The organism is Paenibacillus sp. BSR1-1 (assembly GCF_030403775.1).
Lineage (GTDB): Bacteria > Bacillota > Bacilli > Bacillales > Cytobacillaceae > Neobacillus.
In genome coordinates, this window is record NZ_JAQMWQ010000016.1 from 104,441 (window position 1) to 129,150 (window position 24,710).

25 protein-coding genes are annotated in these 24,710 nt (G+C 38.0%); 22 read left to right on the plus strand and 3 right to left on the minus strand.

Annotated elements, in window-relative coordinates; genetic code table 11:
• Nucleotides 1–16: 16 nt before the first annotated feature.
• On the plus strand, nt 17–1,339 hold the full coding sequence (locus tag PH210_RS20155; protein ID WP_289987972.1) for a bifunctional folylpolyglutamate synthase/dihydrofolate synthase: 1,323 nt from the start codon (nt 17–19) through the stop codon (nt 1,337–1,339).
• 71 nt (nt 1,340–1,410) lie between these two features.
• Nucleotides 1,411–3,126, plus strand: a complete 1,716-nt coding sequence (locus PH210_RS20160) for a sensor domain-containing diguanylate cyclase (protein WP_289987973.1) — start codon at nt 1,411–1,413, stop codon at nt 3,124–3,126.
• Nucleotides 3,127–3,225: 99 nt separating this feature from the next.
• Here the strand turns inward: PH210_RS20160 and PH210_RS20165 are convergent, their stop codons facing one another.
• From PH210_RS20165 to PH210_RS20175, 3 genes are read right to left on the minus strand one after another with little or no spacing between them, the layout of a single operon-like run.
• Nucleotides 3,226–4,557, minus strand: a complete 1,332-nt coding sequence (locus PH210_RS20165) for a hypothetical protein (RefSeq protein ID WP_289987974.1) — start codon at nt 4,555–4,557, stop codon at nt 3,226–3,228.
• Nucleotides 4,557–5,033 (minus strand): prepilin-type N-terminal cleavage/methylation domain-containing protein, encoded by a 477-nt coding sequence (locus PH210_RS20170; RefSeq protein ID WP_289987975.1) that lies wholly within the window; start codon nt 5,031–5,033, stop codon nt 4,557–4,559. Before PH210_RS20170 ends, PH210_RS20165 begins: the two co-directional genes overlap by 1 nt.
• 5 nt (nt 5,034–5,038) lie before the next feature.
• Nucleotides 5,039–5,482, minus strand: a complete 444-nt coding sequence (locus tag PH210_RS20175; protein WP_289987976.1) for a type IV pilus modification PilV family protein — start codon at nt 5,480–5,482, stop codon at nt 5,039–5,041.
• 258 nt (nt 5,483–5,740) lie between these two features.
• On the opposite strand from PH210_RS20175, the gene PH210_RS20180 reads away from it, so the two are divergent.
• The 20 genes from PH210_RS20180 to PH210_RS20275 all read left to right on the plus strand — a co-directional run bounded on the left by PH210_RS20180 (nt 5,741) and on the right by PH210_RS20275 (nt 24,481).
• Nucleotides 5,741–6,517, plus strand: a complete 777-nt coding sequence (locus PH210_RS20180) for a hypothetical protein (RefSeq protein WP_289987977.1) — start codon at nt 5,741–5,743, stop codon at nt 6,515–6,517.
• A 23-nt stretch (nt 6,518–6,540) separates the two neighbouring features.
• Nucleotides 6,541–7,851: a G5 domain-containing protein gene (locus PH210_RS20185; protein WP_289987978.1), complete on the plus strand. Its 1,311-nt coding sequence runs from the start codon at nt 6,541–6,543 to the stop codon at nt 7,849–7,851.
• Nucleotides 7,835–9,529: a GspE/PulE family protein gene (locus PH210_RS20190; protein WP_289987979.1), complete on the plus strand. Its 1,695-nt coding sequence runs from the start codon at nt 7,835–7,837 to the stop codon at nt 9,527–9,529. The genes PH210_RS20185 and PH210_RS20190 overlap by 17 nt, the downstream gene beginning before the upstream one ends.
• A 12-nt stretch (nt 9,530–9,541) precedes the next feature.
• Nucleotides 9,542–10,591 carry a type IV pilus twitching motility protein PilT gene (locus PH210_RS20195; RefSeq protein ID WP_289987980.1) on the plus strand — a complete coding sequence of 350 codons (1,050 nt, stop codon included), beginning with the start codon at nt 9,542–9,544 and terminating at the stop codon, nt 10,589–10,591.
• Nucleotides 10,584–11,789, plus strand: a complete 1,206-nt coding sequence (locus tag PH210_RS20200; RefSeq protein ID WP_289987981.1) for a type II secretion system F family protein — start codon at nt 10,584–10,586, stop codon at nt 11,787–11,789. The genes PH210_RS20195 and PH210_RS20200 overlap by 8 nt, the downstream gene beginning before the upstream one ends.
• A 143-nt stretch (nt 11,790–11,932) precedes the next feature.
• Complete coding sequence (locus tag PH210_RS20205; protein ID WP_289987982.1) at nt 11,933–12,325, plus strand: prepilin-type N-terminal cleavage/methylation domain-containing protein; 393 nt, start codon at nt 11,933–11,935, stop codon at nt 12,323–12,325.
• Complete coding sequence (locus PH210_RS20210) at nt 12,325–13,071, plus strand: prepilin peptidase (protein WP_289987983.1); 747 nt, start codon at nt 12,325–12,327, stop codon at nt 13,069–13,071. The genes PH210_RS20205 and PH210_RS20210 overlap by 1 nt, the downstream gene beginning before the upstream one ends.
• A 26-nt stretch (nt 13,072–13,097) precedes the next feature.
• Nucleotides 13,098–14,093, plus strand: coding sequence for a type IV pilus biogenesis protein PilM (pilM, locus tag PH210_RS20215; RefSeq protein ID WP_289987984.1), 996 nt, complete (start codon nt 13,098–13,100; stop codon nt 14,091–14,093).
• On the plus strand, nt 14,093–14,917 hold the full coding sequence (locus tag PH210_RS20220) for a PilN domain-containing protein (RefSeq protein ID WP_289987985.1): 825 nt from the start codon (nt 14,093–14,095) through the stop codon (nt 14,915–14,917). The genes pilM and PH210_RS20220 overlap by 1 nt, the downstream gene beginning before the upstream one ends.
• The gene (locus tag PH210_RS20225; RefSeq protein ID WP_289987986.1) at nt 14,914–15,744 is read left to right on the plus strand and encodes a type 4a pilus biogenesis protein PilO; all 831 of its coding nucleotides are present in this window, start codon (nt 14,914–14,916) and stop codon (nt 15,742–15,744) included. Before PH210_RS20220 ends, PH210_RS20225 begins: the two co-directional genes overlap by 4 nt.
• 134 nt (nt 15,745–15,878) lie before the next feature.
• Nucleotides 15,879–16,973 (plus strand): hypothetical protein, encoded by a 1,095-nt coding sequence (locus PH210_RS20230; RefSeq protein WP_289987987.1) that lies wholly within the window; start codon nt 15,879–15,881, stop codon nt 16,971–16,973.
• A gap of 228 nt (nt 16,974–17,201) precedes the next feature.
• Nucleotides 17,202–17,774: a Maf family protein gene (locus tag PH210_RS20235; RefSeq protein ID WP_289987988.1), complete on the plus strand. Its 573-nt coding sequence runs from the start codon at nt 17,202–17,204 to the stop codon at nt 17,772–17,774.
• A 46-nt stretch (nt 17,775–17,820) separates the two neighbouring features.
• Nucleotides 17,821–18,510, plus strand: a complete 690-nt coding sequence (gene radC / locus PH210_RS20240; RefSeq protein WP_289987989.1) for a RadC family protein — start codon at nt 17,821–17,823, stop codon at nt 18,508–18,510.
• Between the two features lie 162 nt (nt 18,511–18,672).
• Nucleotides 18,673–19,686 carry a rod shape-determining protein gene (locus PH210_RS20245; RefSeq protein ID WP_289987990.1) on the plus strand — a complete coding sequence of 338 codons (1,014 nt, stop codon included), beginning with the start codon at nt 18,673–18,675 and terminating at the stop codon, nt 19,684–19,686.
• Between the two features lie 25 nt (nt 19,687–19,711).
• Nucleotides 19,712–20,593 carry a rod shape-determining protein MreC gene (gene mreC, locus PH210_RS20250; RefSeq protein ID WP_289987991.1) on the plus strand — a complete coding sequence of 294 codons (882 nt, stop codon included), beginning with the start codon at nt 19,712–19,714 and terminating at the stop codon, nt 20,591–20,593.
• Entirely contained in the window at nt 20,590–21,105 is a 516-nt protein-coding gene (mreD, locus tag PH210_RS20255; protein WP_289987992.1) for a rod shape-determining protein MreD, read from the plus strand. The genes mreC and mreD overlap by 4 nt, the downstream gene beginning before the upstream one ends.
• A gap of 130 nt (nt 21,106–21,235) precedes the next feature.
• Nucleotides 21,236–21,916 carry a septum site-determining protein MinC gene (gene minC / locus PH210_RS20260; RefSeq protein ID WP_289987993.1) on the plus strand — a complete coding sequence of 227 codons (681 nt, stop codon included), beginning with the start codon at nt 21,236–21,238 and terminating at the stop codon, nt 21,914–21,916.
• Between the two features lies 1 nt (nt 21,917).
• Nucleotides 21,918–22,721, plus strand: coding sequence for a septum site-determining protein MinD (gene minD / locus PH210_RS20265; RefSeq protein ID WP_289987994.1), 804 nt, complete (start codon nt 21,918–21,920; stop codon nt 22,719–22,721).
• A 106-nt stretch (nt 22,722–22,827) separates the two neighbouring features.
• Nucleotides 22,828–23,622 carry a M23 family metallopeptidase gene (locus PH210_RS20270; protein WP_289987995.1) on the plus strand — a complete coding sequence of 265 codons (795 nt, stop codon included), beginning with the start codon at nt 22,828–22,830 and terminating at the stop codon, nt 23,620–23,622.
• Nucleotides 23,615–24,481 (plus strand): M50 family metallopeptidase, encoded by an 867-nt coding sequence (locus tag PH210_RS20275; protein WP_289987996.1) that lies wholly within the window; start codon nt 23,615–23,617, stop codon nt 24,479–24,481. Before PH210_RS20270 ends, PH210_RS20275 begins: the two co-directional genes overlap by 8 nt.
• Nucleotides 24,482–24,710 lie beyond the last annotated feature (229 nt).

Below are 24,710 nucleotides of genomic sequence, written 5' to 3' on the forward strand. Positions count from 1 at the left end.
AGATGGAGTGTCAGGAATGTTTACTACATATCAAGAAGCATTGGACTGGATTCATGCCAGGTTGAGACTTGGGATTAAGCCTGGTTTGAAACGGATGGAATGGATGATGGAAAGACTTGACCATCCCGAAAATAAAATTAAAGCTGTCCATATAGGCGGGACAAATGGAAAGGGTTCAACTGTGACCTTTTTACGTTCCATTCTAGAAGCAGCTGGTTATACAGTTGGTACATTTACTTCTCCCTATATTGAACAATTTAACGAAAGAATCAGTGTGAACGGAAAGCCTGTAAGCGATCAAGAAATCCTGGATTTAACCAATATCATCCTTCCATTAGCAGATGAATTAGAGGAAACGGAACTGGGCGGTCCAACGGAATTTGAAGTAATCACAGCCATGTCCTTTTATTATTTTGCTAATATGAATAAGGTTGATATTGTTCTGTTTGAAGTAGGTCTAGGGGGCCGGTTTGATTCCACCAATATTATTCAACCGTTAGCTTCGATTATTACAAACATTGGGCTCGACCACACCAATATTCTCGGAAATTCTTACGAGGAAATTGCTTTTGAAAAGGCTGGAATTATAAAAGAGAAGACACCTATTTTTACAGCAGTAAAACATCCAGGTGCATTAAAAGTCATCGAAGACAAAGCTGAAAAAAAGGCAGCACCCATTTATCGGTTAAATCAGGAATTTTCGATAAGATCTCATACATCGCTCTCAAAAGGCGAAGTTTTTAATTTACAAACTCAAACCACTAGCTTGGACCGTCTTGAAATCAGCATGATTGGCCAGCATCAAACGGAAAATGCTTCACTAGCTGTTTGTGCAGCGCAATTTTTAAATCAAGCAAGTTCATTCAACATTTATGAGGCAGCGATCAGGAGCGGATTAAAATCAGCCTACTGGCCAGGAAGATTTGAAGTTCTTTCGGAAAATCCGTTGGTTATTATCGATGGCGCCCATAATGATGAAGGGATTACGGCCTTAGTTCATGAATTATCTTCTAGATATGCCGATCGAGATATCCATATTATTTTTGCTGCCTTAAAGGATAAGAAGCTCGATAAGATGATTGCCAAGCTCGATTCCATCGCGAATCAGATTTCCTTTGTCAGCTTTGATTTCCCGCGGGCCGCCGATGCGAAGGATTTGCTGAACATCTCCCAATCCCAAAACAAAGTGGCCGTTGACAACTGGAAATCTTATATAGTAGAAGAGATGCAAAACCTTCAAGAAAATAGCATGATGGTCGTGACAGGGTCTCTTTATTTTATTTCGGAAGCAAAACCATTTATTTGTAAAAATTTGAAAAATTTGACGATTTCATTGTGACAAGCCTCCAATAATTTGTTAAAATTATTTTATCTTGAATTAATAATATTTGTTCTGTGAGGGGGAGGAAGATGCAAGTAAACCCGCAAATGAAAAGGGTCATTTTTATCGTATGGCTCATTTTAGTTCCTGCAGGAATGTGGTATACCTATGAATCCCATCCTCCTCATATCTCTGGTCATTGGATAGATGTATTAGCGTTTTTGCTATTAACTTGTGTTATTGCCTGCATGCCGATTGTCATTAACGAGATGTTTATTTTCTTGATCCAATGGGTAGCACTGGCAACCTTTTTAAGGTATGGCTTATTTGTGGAAATGGTCTTTGCACAAGTAGCTGTCATTGCTTTACTCTTAAAGCTCCAGATTCTCCGCAAAGGTCAATTATTTCGCTTACCTCTTAATTTGATCATGTTTTTTCTTGTTTCATTATGTAGCGGACTCATTTATTATGCTCTTGGAGGTCAGACCCGCCCTATTTTAGCTGAGGATACCACCTCATTATGGCTTGGGATTTTGTATGCTTTTTTAAGTTATCTGATTAATCAATTAATAATTTCGTTTAATTTATACTTTATTTATAAAAGCAAACAGCCTTATTTTGGGAAGGATTTCTTTGTCGAAACAATTACAACTCTTATTACATTCCCAATAGGGTTTGTGTTATATATCCTTTATAACCAGGTCGGATTATTTGCCTTGTTATTTGTGGGAGCCCCGTTTGTCAGCTTATCAATCATATTTAATCTCTATTATTCAAGTGAAAAAATAAATGAGTATTTACAAAAAGCAGCCGAAATAGGTCATCAAATGGCTGAACGATTACAGGTGAAAGATGTTATTGACCTATTTATTCAAAAGCTCGGAGAAATGCTCCCAGTAGACTATGCCTATATTTTGGAAGCAAATGAAGATGAACTTATATTGATTCGTCGAATGGAAGCTGGTAAAGTACAATCCAATGATTTGCCACCAGTGAAAAAAAATGAAGGCATAAGCGGCAGAAGCTGGGCTAATCAGAAGGCCTATCTTTATTCGGCAAGATTTGAATGGCGGGGATTAACATCAGGGCGTATACCCGATGATGCTGAAAGTATTTTGTGTGTGCCAATCGTCAGAAATAGAAAGGTAATTGGGGTTTTACTGTTAGCATCAAAACGGAGACGTGCCTATGAAAAATTCCAGCTTATGATCATTGATATCCTTTGTTCCTACTTTGCAGTGGCGATGGAAAATGCCAAGCATTATGAAGTGACGAAAATGCAAAGTGAACGCTGTTCCTTAACGAAATTATACAATTATCGTTATTTTGAAAACTTGTTGAATGAAGAATTTGAAAAAATGACCCGATTTGCGCGAAAAAATTTATCGTTAATTATCCTAGATATCGACCATTTTAAAAAGGTAAACGATACATATGGGCATCAAAGCGGAAATGAAATCCTGCGGGACCTTGCTAGCAGAATAAGTGAAATAGTAGAAGTTAGCGGGACAGTTGCCCGGTATGGTGGAGAAGAATTTGTAGTTTTATTGCCAGATGCCACAAAAATAGAAGCCTATCAAATGGCCGAGCATATTAGGCAATCGATAGCGAATAGGCCTTTTTTCCTTCGTCAGTCTTTTGATTACAATCAACAGCAAGTAATGATAACTGCTTCTATTGGTGTTGCAACTGCTCTAGAGGATGCTGAAGATCCATTAGCATTGATTCGACATGCTGACCGAGCATTATATGTTGGAGCGAAGAGGGCTGGTAGGAATCGGGTGGCGGAGTATTCGTCTTGTTAAGACTAATATTATTAATAAAATTAAATAATAAAAAGGTGAGAAAGATTAGTAGATAATCGACTAATTTTTTCTCACCTTTTACATTATCCATCCTTAAAATTAAGGGTAAATAACATCATTAACCATTGAATTTGTAATATTTCCCCATTCAATAGTATTAGAGGTAGTTGCCGTAGAAACTTCAAATGTATTTAGACATTGTTGCTGAAGCCATTGTTTATCAGTTGAATCAGTAACATACTTTATTTTGCTGTCATTAATCTGGGTTCCATTGTTATCAACAACTTTTCCCTTAATAATTAAACGATCCTGATAAATATCTAATCCATTCGTAACTTTAATATCTCCATTTATACACATTTTAGAGGTAGAATCAATCTTCAAATGTCCAGAAATTGTAGAGATGGTATTATTTGAAATTTCATTAGCTGTTCTTGTCCCACGAATATAAACATTGGTACTATTGCTTAAATCAAGGTGACCATTGATATTTATTAGTCCTCCTATAAATAAATTGACATGATCAGTATTTTGAACATTGCTCCCAATCGTGAAATTATGTTTAGTCTCTATAGATAGTGAATTTCCATTATTAAAATTCTTCTCTGAATTAAGAGAATCAGCATAAATCATTAAAGAGCTTCTATTATTAATGTTGCCTGTAAAAACTAAACCAATTGTAGAGTAAATTTTCGAAACATCTATATCATTATTCCCAGAATAGCTTCTAGTTCCGTTAGTTGAATTGGATTGATCAATTAATACGTCTGAACAAATTTGATTCATATTGCTATTGCCATTATTACCATTGCCATTGTTACCATTACCTTGACTTAAATTCAAAGATTGTGGGTTATTGCAATTTGGATTAATAATATCTGGTCTTGTAACCTGGCCAAATACTATTTCCGTAGCTGTATTTGTGGTAGTGTTAATTTTAATATCAGATAGGTTGTTAATGACCATTTCTACGCTAAGGTTTGTAGGATCATCTTTTTTTGTACCTATAACGTTTAAATTGATTTTCAATTTATTTCCCACTGAAGTAACCGTGATTTTATCGTCACTTTTTTCAATGGTGAAGGATGCATCATCACCTACAGAGGATGGAGGCACAATATTTTTAATCCGTTCCTTTAAAGCTAATTTCAGGTAATCGATTACCGCTGTTTGGGTAGTTAATTCCTTATTCTCCACTTTAACTTTAATTTCATCTTTTAATTTTTCAAAGATATCTTGAATTGCAACATCGTAATAAGAAACGCCCATTTCAGCTAATGCTACGGATTGTGATGATTTCTCAACTACTTGATTTTGTTTTACGCTATTTAGCGAATGTCCCATAAATGCAAGAAATAAAGTAGCAAATAATGTTATGATTACAAGTACGGTTACTAGTGCATAGCCTTGTTCATTTTTTCTATTTTTCATTAATAACCAACCCCCTTTAATTTATAAAGATAGGACTTCATAGTAACTTTATTATTGGGATTATGTTTATCACTAGCAGTTAGAGTTATAGAGACATCATTCTCATTTGGAACGATTTTATTAGGATCAGAACCGATTGCTTTATTTTTAATACTCAGAACAAATTCAAAACATATTTCTGAATGATTAAAAATTTTATTGGGCTGAATAACATCCTTTTTTTTAGAGCTAACGGTAATTTCACAATTATTAACTCCAGTACTAAGGATTTGATACTCACTGGATGTTTGATGGATTTTAGTTAAATTAGCAATGAGAATGTTTGTTTCTTGAATCATAAAGTTTTCGGAAACAGATTTTTGAGAAAAATTAAAACCCTGAAAAAAGATACTCCAAATAATTAAACTGACTATTGAAAAAATTGTTAAAGTAGCTAAAACTTCCACAAGTGTTAAGCCACGTTCGTCATGTTTCAACTACTTCATCTCCTAACTTTTACATAACCGTATGTTTCACTTACGGCAATATCTCTTTTATTATTTTTATATAGTTTAATAAAAATTTGATGTGCGTTATAAATCTTGGATTCTTTACTAGGATTTATCTTAATTTGAATATTAACGAAAAAATCACCTTCAACAGTTTCAAAATTATAATAATCCTTCCCGGTAATTGGTTTGTATTCAGCTATTATTGATGCATTAGGATTTTTAAAGAATAAATTCAATCTGTCACTGTCATTTTGCCACTTAAGTAGTAGTTCTTTTGCTGTGTTAATCCCTTGTGTTTTTACTTTATTTTGGTTATTCATCAAACCCATTTGTGGGAAAAAACTCATAGTTGTCAATAGGATCATTGATAAAATAACAATCGAAATAAGAACCTCAATTAATGTTAATCCCTTTTCATTTTTCGACAATTCCACCTAAATTCCTTCCCTTCTTGGGATAAAAGATTAGTTTAATAGAATCATTTTAACAAATTTACAAGATAAAATTTAACAAATTTCAGTAATTAATACCTATAAAAGTTTTCCATCTTTTAAACTACATGAAAATATTATACAATATTTAGTAGGCGAATTTTGTCTAATTTTTGTATAAAATAATTAAATCTAGGATTATTTCAAATAATTTGTAGTTTAATAGTATAAAAGTAAGGTGAATAGAAAGGGAGAAAAGGGATGGGAATGATTGTTTGGGCCTTTGGAGCCATGCTGGTTTTGATGTTAATTATAGCTTTTTTACCTATTGGTTTCACGTTAAGAGGGAAGATTTATTTGGTTTTAGCTAGTTTTATATTGGCCCTTGGAGGTCTTGGAGCAGTTACTTCTTTCCCATTATGGCAGTCGGCATTAATGATTTTTTTATTAATCTTAGTTACAGCATATATCATGAACAGCCGTCTTGCTGCCGTTTTTTATAGTCAAGAAATAGATTCTATGGAAGATGATTACAAAGACGAAAGTCCTGAATCATTTGACATTGTTAAACAACCAGAAAATTCTACAGATTTAGACATGATTGATTTAGGTGAAATCGAAATCACTGCCCCTTCAACAGAAAAAATTGAAAATATTTATGAAGACTCTCATGAATTGCAGCCTCAAATGCTAGAAGAAAATGATGAATTAGCGGATATAGAAGTTGAAGAAGTTTCGTTTCTGGATGAGCAGCCTGAAATACAATTAGTTGAAACTAGTAAGGATATCGAACCGGAAGAGGGTTATTTAGCGGATATTGAAAGTTTATTACTCGAAGAAACAATTGTACCGACTACTTTCCAAGAAGACGATTTACCCGAGGAAATTAATAAGGATAAGTCAAAAGAGGAAAATATCCTTTTTGATGATGAAAACGACTTAGAAGAGTTATTTTTTGCAATGAAAGAAACGGCAGCCACAATTGAAGAAGATCACGAGAAAAGCCGTTCGAAAAAAACTGTCCAATTGCAAAAGTAATTTGAAAGAAAGGGGGAATATGGATGAGGAAAAACCAACAATTTATTAAGCTTTTTGTCGTACTTTTTTTGGGTACAGCGTTTATATTTAGTTTTTCACACTTTGGAGCACAGGCTTTCGAAAAATTAGGAAACGCAGATGGAAAATATTCAGATGGAACGACAATTGGAAGTTTAGATGTTTCCGGAAAAACGGGTAGTGAAGCATCTAATTTGCTCGAAGATAAATATGTCGAATGGCTAAAAGCTGCAAAGTTTGAATTGCAATATAGTGAGCTGAGTGTTCCTTTTGACGTAAACCTTTTAAGCTTGGACACAGAAACAACGGTTAATTCCATTAAGGACGGTCAGAATAACCCAGTTTATATTAAGTTAAACCCATCTGATGTTGAGGATCAGCTTCATATTCTTTTCCCGCAGCTGAATAGTAAAGAATTTGACTTAAGTAAACTGAAAACGAATATAGAATCAACTGCTTCTAACTTTCAAACAGACTCTTTTACTTTCAATCTTTATAATGATTATTCGCTTGGAGCTAAAAAGGATTTTGTCGTAAGTGAAACATCACTTAAATTAACAGATATCCCAGCACAACTTCAGACAATCGTGAAGAAAAATCCTGAAATCAAAATTGCCGAAGGAGCTACTTTCTCCCTTTTGGATTTTGCTGAAAATCACAAAATTGAGAATTCCGAAGCGCTTAGTGTGCTGGCTACAGGATTATACCAAACTATTCTGCCAACGAATTTTACAATAGTTGATCGAAATATTAGCAGTACAATCCCTGCCTATGCAGAACTCGGATTTGAGGCAAGAGTTAGCCCTGCACAGAAGACGGATTTAGTCTTTACCAATCCTAATAAATCTGCCTATACTTTACTGTTAACACTAGAAAACAATACTTTAAAAGTAAGCCTTAAGGGTGAGAAGCTACTTTATAATTATAAGATTACTAAAAAAGACCAACAGCAATTAAAGCCAAAAACAATTGTTCAATATAGTCCGCTATTAAAAGCTGGTAAAACCATGGTTAAAGCTGCAGGGGCTGATGGAATTTCCGTAAAAGTTTACCGGGATATATACCAAGGTGAACAATACCAAAAAAGTGAACTTATATCTGAGGAATATTACCCGCCAATTTATCGTGTTGAAGTTCATGCTTTAAGTGGAACACTTCAGGGGGCTACAACTGCTGCCAGCCAAACTAACAGTACAGTGAATACTGCTACTCAAACGAATCCTGATGGAAGTCAAACTACTTCAACATCTGACACAACACAACCAGATTCTGATGTTGATAACCTTTGGGGGAAGCCGAATGAACAGCCAAAATAGTGTTGAGTTAAATAAAAAGAAGCAAACTAGAACACGACTTGGTGATTTATTGTTAGAAGAAGGAATCATCACCGTTGAACAATTAGAATCTGCTTTGGATGAAAAAGGATCCAACCAAAAACTTGGTGAAGTATTGCTGCAAAAGGGATATATAACCGATCAACAATTGGCAGAAGTGCTTGAACGCCAGCTTGGTATTCCGCATGTAAATCTTTTTCAATATCCATTTGATACGAATCTCTTTTCGATTATTTCGAAGGATACAGCAAAACGGAATTTAATTGTTCCTCTTAAAAAAGAAGGAAACAAGCTGTTTGTTGCTATGGTTAATCCGATGGATTTTATCATCATTGATGATTTGCGATTATCGACTGGTTTTCAAATTGAAACAGCGATTTCAACAAAAGACGATATATTACGAACGATTAATAAATATTATGACGATGATGAGGGTTTAGAGGAGCTCTTCGATGACTTTTCAACAAGTGAGCGCGGCAGGGATGAAGATGTTACGAACCAAGACTCACCGATCGTTCGTCTGGTAAATCAAATACTTAATAATGCAGTTATTCAAAAAGCCAGCGATATTCATATTGACCCGCAGGAAACGAAAATTGTTGTCCGATACAGAGTAGATGGCGTGCTAAGGACTGACCGTGTATTACCTCGCCAAATGCTAAGTGTGTTAACAGCCAGGATTAAAATTATGTCAAATCTCGATATTACCGAACACCGGATTCCTCAAGATGGCCGGATTAAATTGCATCTTGATTTTCATCCTATCGATCTTCGTGTTTCTACATTGCCGACCGTGTACGGCGAAAAAATTGTAATGCGTATCTTAGATATGGGTGCTGCTTTAAATGATATCAATAAGATTGGCTTTAATACTTTGAATTTTAAAAGGTTCAATGAAATGATTGAGCAGCCGACTGGAATTGTACTTATAACTGGACCAACGGGTTCTGGGAAATCCTCTACTCTGTATGCTGCCCTAAATAAGCTGAACAGTGAAGAAGTTAATATCATCACGATAGAAGACCCGGTTGAGTACCAATTAGAAGGCATTAATCAGATTCAGGTCAATACCAATGTTGGGATGACATTTGCAGCAGGTCTTCGTTCTATCCTACGTCAGGATCCAAATATCATCATGGTCGGAGAGATTCGAGATAAAGAAACAGCGGAAATTGCGATCCGTGCCTCTTTAACTGGGCATTTAGTCTTAAGTACTTTGCACACCAATGATTCTTTAGGGACCGTAACACGTCTGGTTGATATGGGTGTAGAACCATTTCTAATTGCTTCCTCATTAAGCGGGATTGTTGCCCAGCGGTTGGTTCGAAAGGTATGTAAGGATTGTGCAGAAGTTCAAGAACCTTCATTGAGAGAAAAAGATATTTTTGCAAGACGCGGGCTGAAGATTGAAAAGGTTTTGCGAGGAAAAGGATGTCCTTCTTGCAATATGACTGGTTATAAAGGAAGGGTAGCTCTCCATGAAGTATTAGTGCTTAATGACGACATGCGTCGAGTTATTATGAATGATAATTCCTTTCAAAAGCTGAAAGAACATGCAATTAAAAACAAAACCATCTTTTTGATTGATGATGGTTTATTAAAAGTAAAACAAGGCTTAACAACCACAGAAGAAGTATTACGTGTAGCTATTCTGGAGTAGGAGTTCGAACAGATGAAAGAAAGAATCGATAATATTTTACGTGCCGCACTAGAATTTAAAGCATCCGATATCCATTTAACAGTAGGGGTTCCCCCTGTATTTCGTATCAATGGTGATATTAAGCGTTATGGGAAGGACATGCTTTTGCCTGTTGATACAGAAGCGATTGCAAAAGCAATTGTCCCTGAAAACATGTATGACCTGTTTAAAGAAAAGGGAGAGCTGGATTTTTCTTATGGTATTCCTGGCGTTTCACGTTTCCGTGTTAATGCCTATCATCAACGGAAAAGTGTCTCCTTAGCTCTTCGTGTGGTAGCGTCAAAAACACCAACGATTGAAGAGTTAGATTTACCGGAAATCGTTCCAAAGCTAATGGATAAGCCACAGGGGCTTATCCTTGTTACGGGCCCGACAGGAAGTGGTAAATCAACCACCCTTGCGTCAATGATTGATTATATGAACCGGACCATGCGTAAGCATATCATCACACTTGAAGACCCAATCGAGTACCTTCATAAACATGGAAATTCAATCATTGACCAGCGTGAGGTTGGTTTTGATACGAAATCCTATGCCAATGGTTTAAAAGGGGCACTTCGTCAAGACCCAGATGTTATTCTTGTTGGGGAAATGCGTGACCTAGAAACGATTGGGATTGCCATTACAGCAGCGGAAACTGGGCATTTAGTGCTAGGTACCCTTCATACATCTAGTGCCCCGTCAACTATTAACCGGATCATCGACGTATTTCCGCCGGCGCAGCAGCCTCAAATTCGGGTTCAGCTGGCATCGGTATTAGTAGGAGTTATTTCACAGCGTTTATTTCCCACTGCCGATAAAAAAGGTCGAAAGGCAGCAACTGAGATTTTAGTTAACAATCCGGCCATTGCCAATCTTATCCGAAGTGAAAAAATTCACCAAATTTCAAGTACAATGCAAACATCTCGTGCCCAGGGAATGCATACACTTGAAATGAGTATCCGAGACTTGCTTGACCGCAATTTGATTGAAAAAGAAGCAGCAACAAAATATCTCCACGAAAAGATGATGCAAGATGCCTAGGTTTAAATATTCTGGCCGAGACAAGCGTGGGAAAAAGCAGGGCACTGTAACAGCGGCTTCTAGACGAGAAGCGATGATGAAGCTAAAAGAAGATGGCGTTCGTGTTGTTGAAATGAAGGAAGTCCCTGAAACCCTTATGACGATGGAATTAACGATTGGTAATCTGGTTAAGCTTCAGGATTTTGTTATTTATATTAGGCAATTTGCTACACTACTAAAAGCAGGGGTTACCATTGTTGAAGCAACATCTGTACTTGCTGCCCAAACTGAAAGTAAAGCACTAAAAAGAATTTTACTAGATGTGGAGCAAGAACTACGTGAAGGAAACCCCTTTTCGGAGTCTGTTTCCAAGCATAAGAAGGTATTTAATTCTATGTTTGTTAACATGGTTAAGGCAGGAGAAGTAAGTGGTAATATGGATGAGACACTTGAGCGCCTTGCTGAAGATTTTGAAAAACAGCATCACACAAGGCAAAAGGTTGTTTCAGCACTTACTTATCCTCTTGTAATTGGTATTATTGCCATCATGGCAGTTATCTTCTTATTAGTTGGGGTAGTCCCCAAATTTGTTACGATGTTTAAAGACATGAATGCTGAGTTGCCAGCAATAACGAAGTTTGTCTTATCATCCAGCGAATTTATGAAGTCATTTTGGTGGATTGTTTTACTTTTATTCATAGCTATTTATCTAGTTTTTACGTTTATGAAAAAAAATAAGCAAACAAAATACTATTTAGATTATGCACTCTTAAGGATGCCTATCTTCGGAAAAATGATGCAAAAAGCACAATTAGCAAGAATGATGAGAACACTTAGCACTCTTTTTTCGAGCTCTGTTCCGATCCTGCAATCAATGGCCATTGTAGAAAAGGTAGTAGAAAATGAAGTCATTTCCAAGGTCATTCGTGAATCAAGAGATTCTCTTGAGAAAGGTCGTTCAATGACAGAGCCAATGAATGATCACTGGGCCTTTCCTCCTCTTGTAACACAAATGATATCCATTGGGGAAGGAACTGGGGCATTAGACGCAATGCTTTCAAAGATTGCTGAATTCTATGAAAAAGAGGTCGAAGCAGGAACGGATAGGCTAAAATCCCTGATCGAGCCAATCATGATTGTCTTTTTAGCAGGAATTGTAGGGGTAATAGTCCTATCTATAATGATGCCAATGTTCTCGATGTTCGACCAAATGAGCTAAGAAATACAAATTTTCACATTATTTATGCAAAAATCCAAATTTTGAGACAAAAATTGATAAAAAACTCTTTTCGAACACTGTCATTTATTGTATACTCATAGAGAAATATTACTAGGTTTATAGAACCAGAGGGAGAGCGAAAAATGGTACAAGCGTTAAAATTAAAAATGAAGGAACAAAAAGGTTTTACCCTGATTGAATTACTTGCAGTTATCGTAATTTTAGGGATTATAGCAGCAATTGCAATTCCTGCTATTTCGAACGTTATTAGTAAATCAGATGCTAAAGCAAAGGCACAAGAAGGTGTACAAATTATAAATGCTGCAAGGATGTATGTTGCCAACGAACCAAAAGATGCAGATAGTAATCTAACTAGAACTCAACTTATGGATTATCTTGATCGAGTTGATAGAACTGGACAATTTTATGTAACTTATGGTAATGATGCATCTGGAGTTTTAACGTATGTATTACATGAAGATTCGAATGATTCTACTGGAAAAACGGAACAAGCACTTATTAACGCAGCTAAGTAATGATTAGTATTTTACTTTTTATTTATGGCTTACTCTTTGGCTCCTTCTTCAACGTAGTCGGCCTACGAGTCCCATTAAAGAAATCAATCGTAAAACCAAGATCAGCATGTCCAACTTGCGGACATCAGCTTACACCATTAGAACTAATTCCGGTTTTATCTTATATGCTACAAAAGGGGAAATGCCGCGGCTGTCAGTCGCGGATTTCTCCTATCTATCCATTTTTTGAACTGCTGACAGGAATCTTGTTTGCAGCGGCACCATACTTGGTTGGATGGTCTGGAGAATTATTCGTTGCTTTAACGTTAATTTCAATGTTTATGATTATCATCGTATCCGATATTCATTATATGATCATCCCTGATAAAATTTTAATTTGGTTTGCAGGGATTTTTTTATTGGAACGAATTATTATGCCTTTAGACCCATGGTGGGATAGTGCGCTCGGTGCTGTCACTGGGTTTTTATTACTATTAACCATTATGATCGTCAGCAAAGGCGGTATGGGCTTCGGCGATGTGAAACTCTATGCTCTGCTCGGACTCGTATTAGGATTTAAACTGGTCTTATTATCTTTTTTCCTTTCTACACTTTACGGAGCTGTTATAGGCGGATTAGCCCAGCTATTTAAAATCGTAAAAAAACGCGAACCGATTCCATTCGGCCCATTCATTGCAGCCGGTACACTGACTGCCTACTTTTGGGGTTTGGATCTAATAGATTTATACTTTCAAATTCTTTTATAGGAATTTTTTTATAAGGGGTTCATGATATGGCATTTTCCCTCTTTTCTACTAAAAATCGAATAATCAACCTAGTAATAAATGATCACTCGATTCGCTTTCTGGAATTGAAACAAGCGAATCCCCCTCTACCGCAAAGGTGGAATGAGCGCTTTTTGCCGCCTGGAATCATTACGGATGGAAAAATTGTCGACATTGATTCACTCTCAAGCATTCTTGAGGAATGTATTGACGAATGGAAAATTCGCCGACGTTCGATTCGTTTTATAGTTCCAGATCCACTGGTCATTATACGGAAAGTCTCAATTCCTGCAGATGTGCAGGAAGATGAGATTAAGGGGTATCTTTATTTAGAGCTGGGTTCTAGTATACATTTACCTTTCGAGGAACCTGTATTTGACTATTACTCTCTTCCGGATAACGGCAAAACAAAGGATTTATTATTATTTGCTGCTCCGGAACAGAATGTAATGGAGTATGTTGATTTACTCAACAGCCTCAAATTAAATCCAGTTGCGGCTGACATATCTCCGCTTTCCTTATATCGTTTGTACTACCAATTAGGGCAGGCAAGCTCAGATGAAGTTCTTTTCACTGTCCAATTCGATCTGACCAGCGTCAATTTATGCATCTTTGATGAAACGGTGCCGTTAGTCATGCGTCATTTCGCATTGCCATTTGATTTCGATAAATGGGAAATTACCCGGGATACATTAGGATTAATGGTTTGCAAATTTACGGGGGAGCCGGAAGAATTGGTTGTCCAGTTTGAGGATATTTTTAAGGAAATTAACAAGTTATTGGATTTTTATCGTTATTCACTTAATAGTGAAAAGCAGGATGTTACCAAGTTTTTATTGAATGGCGACCATCCCATGCTGATGGCTATTTTTGATGAAATGAAAGAAAGATTTGAAGTTCCTGTGGAACTAATCAATTTCGAAAAGGAAGCAACCAGTAAACCGGTTAGTGTACCGAATCATCTATTACTGCCATTAGGTCTTGCTTTAAAAGAGGTGCAATGATGCTAGTAGAAATTAACCTGCTTCCTCAAAAAGAGCCCAAAAAATTCAATATTATCTATTTATCATCCATCGTTGCGGCATTAGTTCTCATTGGCGGAGTTTATTTCTGGCAGATTCAATCCGTTAAAAGTGATGTGGAAGCTGTTGATAGTCAAATTGCAACGGCAAAGAAACTTGCTGAAACGCAACAGCAAAATGCCAATCAAGCACAAGTGGCATCTTCGGCAGGACTATTAAAATCTGCTGTTGAATGGGTAAAAAACTATCCAATTCAAACCATCCCGGTAATGAGACATCTGACAACTCTATTGCCAGAACGCGGGTTTATTCAATCCTTTGCCTATACAGAGGCAGGGACGGTAACACTTAGTGTGCAATTTGACAGCGCAAGAGAGGCTGCTTATTTTCTAGAGAACTTGAAAGAATCTGCATGGATTACCGATGCCAGCCTTAACTCCTTAAGTGCTGTCGAGAAAAAGGAAACGACTGCAGCAACGGCACCAACTACTGGTCAAAATACTGCAACTAATACTAGCAGCCAAAACACAGCTACAACTGCTACTCAAAATACAGCGAATACAAACACTGCAGCAACTACTAATCAGAGTACAACTGCTGCAGGTCAAACTAATACAACAAGTACCACTGCTAGTACAACAACGAATACCGCGACCAATTCAGGTACTGCAGCCACCGTCAAAACTGCCCAACCTGATAAAAATATTCTTCCAAGGTATCTTGGTCAATTTGAAATTAAGTTTAATAAAGATGTCATCAAAACGGATTTGAGCAAGAAGAAGGCTGAAGGGGGGACAGGCTCATGAAGTCCCGCCTATCAAAACTAGACAAAATAATAGTGGGTGGAGGATCTCTATTAATCATACTAGTATTCGTCTATGCCCAGTTCCTTTCGCTCACACCTTTGAAATCAGATTTAGCATTGAAGCAGCAAGAATTACAGACTGATAAAAAATTGTTAGATATGATGTCTAAGAAAAAGACAGATTTCCAAAAGACAGACCCTGAAAATACAAGCGAACTGCAAAAGCAGCTGCCTGTTATGCCGCTTCAGGAACAAGTACTATTAGATCTTGAAAAAGCTGAAACAGTTTCTAATAGTCAAATTAAAACTATGAGTTTCACAAAGGATGCAGATGTGACGCCGCCAGCTGCTGAGGCTGCTACAGCGAATTCTGGCACAAGTCAAGGGGCTTCACAAAATCAGACGGCCACAAATAAGGGTACTCAAAATCAGGATGCACAAAATCAAACGACGACCGCTCAAGGGACTGGCAATCAAGCTGCAACCCAACAGCAAGCTGCAGCAACTGTTCCAAACGGTCTCAAAAAGATTACTGTTCAGCTTCAGGTTGAATCACAAACCTATACAGATTTAGAAAAATTCATCGAAACATTGGAATCATTGCCACGAATTGTGGTAGTCGAGGCAATCAATTATACAGGCGAAGAAGAGGTTACCAGTCTTAGTCAAGAGAAAAAACCGATAACCTATTCGCTTACCGTTTCTGCGTTCTACATGCCAACATTAACTGACCTTGCAGCACAGCTGCCTAAAATCGATGCACCGGCACCGGCGGGGAAAGATAATCCATTAACCCAATTTCCGGCAACGGCAGCAACTCAGCCTTAATGAACAACTTAGCGAATGAACCAATAATTTGGCGAAACTCTACGATAACAAGACGACAAAAGTCTTGTTATTTTTTTTTGCCCCTATGATAGGATGAAACTAATTATCTATCGGTAGAGAAGGGAGAACGTAGAGTGGACAAGCCTAAAAAAGGCAATACGATCACGATAAAGTTAAATGGAGAAAATCAGTCATTTCAGGAAGAACCCCAAAAACAAGATATTGAAACAAACATTGAAACAAACATTGAAACAAACATTGAACCCTATTCCAAAGTAATAAAAATAGATAGAGAACTGCCGGAATCGGAAGGAATGATTGAAACTGCTGCCGCACAGGAGTCCGTTGATGAGAGCTTTGATTGGATCATTCCGGAATCGGTTGAAAATGAAATTGAGGAATTCAAATTTACCAATAATACAAACCCGAAAACAACAAGCCACAAAAACCTGCCATCCCTTACAACTAACTTCAAGAAGAAAAATGGCAGGCCCTTAAGTTCCATATTAATCTCTGCATTTTTCGCCGTTTTAATAGGAACGACAATTGGCTTTTTCATGTTGAAGCTTGTCATAACTGAACAAGGTGACAAGGTTCCGACTACTCAACCAGTTGTTAATGAAACGGGAACTGAAAAAACGGTGTCAGAAGGAAAAGCTACCTCTTCAGTCATTGAGCAATTAACAACCTATGTTGTTCAAGGAGGAGTATTTTCTTCCAAAGCGGGCACCCAAGAAATCGCAAATGATTTAGAAAAGAAAAGTGTCCCGTCACAAACGGTTGAATTAAATGGTAAGTTCTATCTGCTTTTAGGCTTAGCAGATTCAATTGAAACGGCTAAAGCTTTAGGAAACCAGTATAAAGAAAATGGAGTAGATGAAGTATTTGCAAAACCGTTATTGCTGGATGAAAAGAAGGTTTCCAATGTAACCGATAAAGAAAAGTCCTTTATTGAAGAACTTCCATCTATCTATCAAACTTTGGCTGGAGCAACATCAAGTGCTCTCGTCACAAAAACGATACCTGCAGAGTCAGCGAAATCTCTGGCTGGCATTGAAGAACAATTAAAAGCCAGCGGCATTAAAAATGAGAAGATTAAAAACCTAAAGACGGAATTAACAAGTGCGGAAGAAAAGATCAAAGCATATCAAAAGTCTAAAAATGCAAAAAGTTTAACCGAAGCACAGCAGCATCTATTAAACTTCTTGTCTCAATACACTGCTATGTAAGTCAGTATCTGACAAACTTCGGTATTTTCCGGGAAATGAATAATATTATTTAGCCTGCCAATCGAGGGCAGGCTTTTTAATGTCCTCGATTCTTCCATAAAATGATTATTTCTGCATAATTTTACAAAATTCATCAAACTTTAAGGATATTAAAATTGTTTGCATCTAAAATTTCTGATACGATTAACTTGTATCTCCCTATACAAATGCAAAGGGTAAGGTGATCAAATGCAAAACCTCATTTTAGCCTCTTCTTCTCCACGGCGAAAAGAACTTCTAGAAACTCTCCAGTTAACATTCGCGATCTCAAGCAGTGAAGTTGATGAAAGCTTCGACCCATCGCTTTCTCCAGAGGAAGTCGTGATGGAGTTAGCCGAACGAAAGGCTCAGGTCATTTTTACAGAGAACCCTGATTCCTTTGTGATTGGCTCAGACACGGTCGTGGTCGCGAATAATCGAATCTTAGGTAAGCCCGCTGATGAAGCAGAAGCCAATAGTATGTTACAAAGCCTTTCTGGAAGAAAGCATGAAGTGTTTACAGGTGTATCAATACTGTCTCCAACAAGTTCGACCCGTTTTTTCGAAAAAACAGAAGTTTGGTTTTGGGAGTTAACGGATGAAGAAATACGGTCATATGTGAAAAGCGGTGAACCGTTTGATAAAGCAGGTGCATATGGCATTCAACAGCTTGGAAGTATGCTTGTCAAAAAAATACATGGAGACTATTTTGCGGTTGTCGGTCTTCCCGTTGCAAGAACGGTAAGAGAATTGCAGCGGTTAGGCTACCAGTTGCCGTATTAATTTTTTTAAAAGTTCTTTAACTCCCAATCATAAGGGAGGAAAAAAAGTGTCCACAAATACATTAATGATCCGTGATTTCCCTCAAGACGAACGGCCGAGAGAGCGTTTTATCAATCATGGCCCGCAAAGCTTATCGAATCATGAATTGATTGCCATCCTGCTTAGAACCGGAACCAAGGATGAATCCGTGCTGCAATTGTCAAATCGCTTGTTAACCCATTTTGAAGGGCTTAGGCTGTTAAAATCTGCTACTTTAGAAGAAATTACCGAAATCAAAGGAATTGGTTCAGCCAAGGCGATTCAAATTCTCGCTGCTGTTGAAATTGGCAGAAGAATATCCAATCTGTCCTTTAATGATCGATACGTCATCCGCTCCCCTGAGGACGGAGCAAAGTATGTTATGAACGATATGCGCTTTTTGTCGCAGGAGCATTTTGTCTGCCTTTATTTAAATACGAAAAACCAGGTCATTCATAAACAAACCATTTTTATCGGAAGCTTAAATGCTAGCATAGTCCATCCAAGGGAAGTCTTTCGCGAAGCCTTAAAGAGGTCAGCAGCCTCTGTTATTGCGCTGCACAATCATCCTTCCGGAGACCCCACTCCCAGCCGAGAGGACATAGAGGTCACGAAGAGACTAGTGGAATGTGGAAAAATTCTAGGCATCGACCTCCTCGATCATCTCATCATTGGTGAAAATAAGTTTGTCAGCTTGAAGGAAAAAGGATATTTATAACACTATGTTTTTATTTGACGTCACGCTATAATATTAGTTATGATTTTTTAGGACTGCTTTTGACCTAGCAATATAAAAAATAAGAAAAAAGACATGATATAAAAGGTGATTACCTGCCTAGGGAATTTTTGCATTTCGTATCAGAAAGGGAGCTACATAATTATGTTTGGAATTGGAACAAGAGATTTAGGAATTGATTTGGGGACTGCCAATACCCTTGTCTATGTAAAAGGAAAAGGAATTGTCCTTCGTGAGCCATCGGTTGTGGCCTTGCAGACCGATACAAAAAGCATCGTTGCCGTTGGGAATGACGCGAAGAATATGATTGGACGGACACCTGGTAATGTTGTCGCAACAAGACCAATGAAGGACGGTGTCATTGCCGATTTTGAAACGACAGCAACGATGATGAAGTACCACATCCGTCATGCTCAAAAAAGTAAAAGTGTTTTCTCTGGTAAGCCATATGTCATGGTATGTGTACCGTCTGGAATCACAGCAGTAGAAGAAAGAGCTGTAATTGACGCCACAAGACAAGCAGGTGCCAAAGACGCTTACACAATTGAAGAACCGTTTGCTGCAGCAATCGGGGCTAATCTTCCTGTTTGGGAGCCAACCGGCAGCATGGTGGTCGATATCGGCGGGGGAACCACAGAAGTTGCAATTATTTCTTTAGGCGGTATTGTTACAAGCCAATCAATCCGCATTGCCGGTGATGAAATGGACGAAGCAATTATTTCCTACATCCGCAAAAATTATAATTTAATGATTGGGGACCGTACGGCGGAAACAATCAAAATGGAAATCGGTTCTGCCGGCATCCCTGAAGGCATTGATAATATGGAAATTCGTGGCCGCGATTTATTAACAGGTCTTCCAAAAACAATCGAAATTACTGCAAAAGAAATTGCGACAGCCTTAAATGATACGGTTTTTGCCATTGTCGAAGCGGTGAAAAACACACTTGAAAAAACTCCGCCGGAGCTTGCAGCGGACATTATGGACCGTGGAATCGTCCTAACGGGCGGCGGTGCCTTGCTTCGTAATTTGGACCGGGTTATCAGTGAAGAAACAAAAATGCCGGTATTAATTGCTGAAAATCCGCTTGATTGCGTGGCAATCGGAACAGGAAAAGCATTAGACCATATTCACTTATTTAAAAATAAAGCGAAATAATATAGAAAAATAGAGGTGTATAATCATGCCACAGTTCTTTTTGAATAAACGACTGATCATTTTGCTTGTCAGCATCATTGTTCTCGTGGCATTGATTGGGTTTTCTTTAAGGGAGAGAAGCAAACTATCCTGGCCGGAACAATTTGTGAAGGACACAACCGGCTGGGTTCAATCCCTGGTTTCAAAGCCTGCCAATTTCGTTGGCGGCTTTTTTGAAAATCTCCAGGATTTGCAAAATACATATGAAGAGAATAAAGAACTTAAATCGCGGATTGAAGATCTTGTCAGCCTTGAAGCAGAAAACCAGGAGCTGAAGAAAGACAATAAGGAATTGCGTGACATTCTCGGTGAAAAAAGGACCCTGAGAGATTTTAAACCATTACCAGCTACTGTTATTGGCAGAAACCCTGATCGTTGGCATGAAATGATTATTATCGATAAAGGAAATCTAAACGGCATCAAAAAAAATATGGCGGTCGTTACCGCCAAAGGTTTGATTGGCAAGGTAAAAACGGTCAACCAATTCAGCTCCACTGTGCAGCTCTTGAGTGCAATGGATCCTAAGAATCGGATTTCCGTCACCATCCAAGGGGAAACAAGTATTTATGGATTTGTTCAAGGCTTCGATGATAAAAAGAAATTACTGTTAGTAAAAAGCATCCCAGCTGGAGTTAAAGTAGAAAAAGGCCAAAATGTCATTACTTCAGGTAAGGGCGGTGTTTTCCCAGAAGGTTTGGTCGTTGGGAAGGTTGTCGAGGTTAAACCTGATCAGTATGGGCTAAATCAAACGGCTTTAATAAAACCCGGAGCGGACTTTTATGATATTGAAAACGTTATTGTCATTAAACGGTTAATGACACAGCCTGAAATTACGGATATGGAAAATGAGAAGGAGAAGGATCTATGAAAAAATTCCTTCTTCCTCTTTTGTTTTTGTTTCTTTTTCTAGCCGAAAGCCTTTTTGTTCAATTTTTTCCTGGCAACTCTTTCGGCGGGAAAGTCATCGTTCCCCATTTTTTATTTACGGCAATTGTTTTTTTAACGATTTTTACTGGCAAAAAACAAGGAATCATCTATGCCGCCATTTTTGGGATGATATTTGATATTGTTTATGTTGAAATTATCGGGATATACTTTTTTCTTTTTCCCTTTATCTGTTACCTTGTTACAAAAATCATGCATATCATGCAGGCAAATATCATTATTGCCTTCCTCGTTTCACTTTTTGCCATTGCGTTATTAGAAATTGGGGTTTATGAAATGAACTTTCTTATTCATGTGACCGATCTCGATTTTATGGGATTTTTAAATTTACGTTTTTATCCAACGCTAATCTTAAATGCGATTTTTGTGTTGATTTTTGGATATCCATTAAAGAGACGCTTTGAAAAGTATGCCGATGCATTGAGAGATGAATGATTTTTTTAAAAAAGAGGAGAATAGACAGTTCGTGTCGAATTTTATAAAGAAGAATCGGCACTTTGATTCGGAGTAGATCAATATATCTATTCCGAAATTGTTTTTTTAATTATGAGGTGAAAAAATCTCCATGAAAAATCGGCAAAATGTTACAATAAAAGGGACAAAAGATGGACTTGTCCTTCATCTTGATGATAGCTGTTCCTATGAGGAGCTAAAAAAAGAATTAGACCAAAAGCTTTCTGCCAATACCCAGACACAGGATGAGCGTAATTTAATATCTGTTAAAGTGGAAATCGGTAATCGCTATTTAACAGAGGCTCAACAGGAAGAATTAAAAGAGTTAATTCGGCAAAAAAAGAATTTAGTTGTTGATAATATTGAAGCAAATGTAATTACGAAAGAAGAGGCCAACCGCTTAAAGGCAGAAACAGAGGTCGTGACCGTGTCCCGTATTATTCGTTCCGGACAGGTGTTAGAGGTTCCAGGTGATTTACTGTTGATTGGAGACGTAAATCCTGGAGGAACCGTAATTGCAGGCGGAAATATTTTTATAATGGGTACATTAAAAGGAGTGGCCCATGCAGGCTATTTAGGCAATGACCAAGCCGTTATTGCCGCTTCGAGCATGAAACCATCACAGCTGAGAATTAGCGATTGTATTGAACGAACTCCGGAATCGGTTCAAAGTGTAGAGAAACGCGAAATGGAATGTGCTTACATAGATGATAACCGCCAAATTATTATTGATAGATTGCAAGCTTTAATCCAATTAAGGCCTGATTTAACTAGAATAGAAGGGGGACATTAAAGTGGGAGAAGCAATAGTAATTACATCCGGTAAGGGCGGAGTAGGCAAGACAACAACCTCTGCGAACATTGGAACAGCACTCGCTCTGCAAGGGAAAAAAGTATGCTTAGTAGATACTGACATCGGTCTTCGAAACTTAGATGTCGTTATGGGACTTGAAAACCGAATTATATATGATTTGGTTGATGTTGTAGAAAAAAGATGTAAAATCCATCAAGCTTTAGTAAAGGACAAACGTTTTGATGGGTTATTATATTTATTGCCTGCAGCTCAAACAGTTGATAAATCTGCTGTTCAGCCGGAGCAAATGAAAGAACTCATTACCGAATTAAAGCAGGATTACGATTATATCATTATTGATTGTCCTGCGGGAATCGAACAAGGCTATAAAAACGCTATTGCCGGCGCGGATAAAGCCATCGTCGTCACGACCCCTGAAGTTTCTGCCGTCCGCGATGCCGACCGGATTATTGGCCTCCTTGAAAAAGAAAAGAGCATGGAGTCTCCAAGATTAGTCGTGAACCGGATACGTAATCATATGATGAAGAGCGGTGACATGCTCGATTTAGACGAAGTCACCCAGCATTTATCCATTGAGCTGATTGGAATTGTCGCGGACGATGAAGAAGTCATTAAAGCTTCAAACCACGGGGAACCGATTGCTTTAAATCCTAACAGCAAGGCATCCATTGCTTATCGGAATATTGCAAGAAGAATCCTAGGGGAATCTATCCCGCTTCAGCCGCTTGAAGAAGCAAACAAGGGTGTCTTTACAAAACTTAAAAAGTTCTTTGGAGTCCGATAAATATTGAAGCCTGTCTACATAAATTGGTGGACAGGCTTTTTTGTAGTCATACTCTTTCATACCTTCTCATAGACTTGTACAAAAAGCGGGAAAAGGGTTGATGGGTATGGCTCGATCTTCAGCGGATGAAATACGGCGGCGAATCGCCAGAAGAAAAAAAGAACAAGGGACTCAAAGTACTCAGGGTAAAAGTCCAGACCGGCATATTGCTTGGCCAGGAGATGATGATGATAAATACGGATTTAATCATTTTAGCTCTTCAGGGTCGAATGGAGACGAAGGGCATCCTTTATTTAAGAAGGAAGTCTTTTTCTTTAAAATTTTAGCGTCTATTCTCCTGTTTTTAGTGGTAGCTATCCTGTTTCGTAATCAAACAGCTTCACTGGATCCGGCAAGGGATGCAATTGTCAAAACAATGGACAAGGACTTTAAATTTGCGACTGTTTCAAAGTGGTACGAGGATAAGTTTGGCAAACCGCTAGCCCTACTTCCTTTTACCGATAATGATAAAGCTGGTAAAAAAGAGGTCGTTCAAAACAAATCGGCTGTGGAGGTTTCCGGGCGACTCCTTGAGAATTTTAAGAAAAATGGCCAGGGCATCATGATTGAGACGCAAAAAGGAGCAGGGGTTCAAGCGATTAATGATGGCTTCGTACGCTTCACAGGTGTGAAAGATGGCTTAGGGAAAACCGTCATCATCCAGCACTCTGATGGCTCCGAAACCTGGTATGGGAATTTAGACGCAATTAAGGTCAATTTATATGATTTTGTTGAAAAAAGAACGGTGGTTGGTTCCGTATCTTCCTCCTCTGGTGAAGATAAAACAAAAGGCAAATATTATTTTGCTATAAAAAAAGGCGATGATTTCATCGACCCAATTCAGGTGATCCGATTTGAATAGAGCGATATTTTTACTTCGTCATGTTCATATCCATCCATTGTTGTGGATTGTGATAGCACTTTCGATTGCTACAGCGCATTTCCTTGAAGTTTGTTTACTCCTTGGGATTATTTTCATCCATGAAATGGGGCATGCTGCTGCAGCTTCTTTTTTTTCATGGAGGATCAAAAAGATTACCCTGCTGCCCTTTGGCGGGGTCGCTGAGATGGATGAGCATGGAAATAGGCCGTTAAAAGAGGAGGCCATTGTAGTCATTGCTGGTCCGCTGCAGCATGTATGGATGGTAGGTCTGGCATACGGTCTATTATCCTTTCATCTCATTTCAGAAGAGTTATTTAGCCTCTTTTTAAGTTATAATCTGATGATTTTTCTGTTTAATCTATTCCCAGTCTGGCCGCTTGATGGCGGCAAACTGGTTTTCCTGCTGCTATCATTAAAAAATTCATTTCCGAGCGCCCATCGGATTACGCTTTTGCTCTCGTTTGGCAGCTTACTTCTATTTTCCATCGCGATCATAGCAGCTGCTCCCACCCATCTCAATGTTTGGATCATCATTGCTTTCTTGTTTTTCTCGCTGTACCACGAATGGAAGCAGCGGCGCTATATTTTTATGCGATTCTTATTAGAGCGCTATTACGGAAAAAAATCCGGCCTGCATAATTTGAAGCCTATCCAAGCGGATGAAGAGGAGTTACTCATCCATGTTTTAGAAAAATTCCAGCGAGGCTGCAAGCACCCGATCATTGTGGAAGTCGATGGCCGGGAGAAGGGCAGATTAGATGAAAATGAACTATTGCATGCTTACTTTACAGAAAAACGTTTGACTGATAAAATCAGCGACCTTTTATTTTCATATTAAAAGAGTATAATATTAAGGAAAGCGAAGGCGCTCGGGAAACGGGCGCTTTTGCTGTGATGTTTGAAACTATGAAAGACATTTTCGGTAAAAAATCGGAAAGATATGTCCTTCATATGGTCTATAAAAGACATTTTCGGTGATAAAGCTGTAAGAAATGTCCTTCATACGGTTTATTAAAGACATTTACGGTAAGAATCCATCAAGAAATGATCTTCATAGGGTCAGTGAA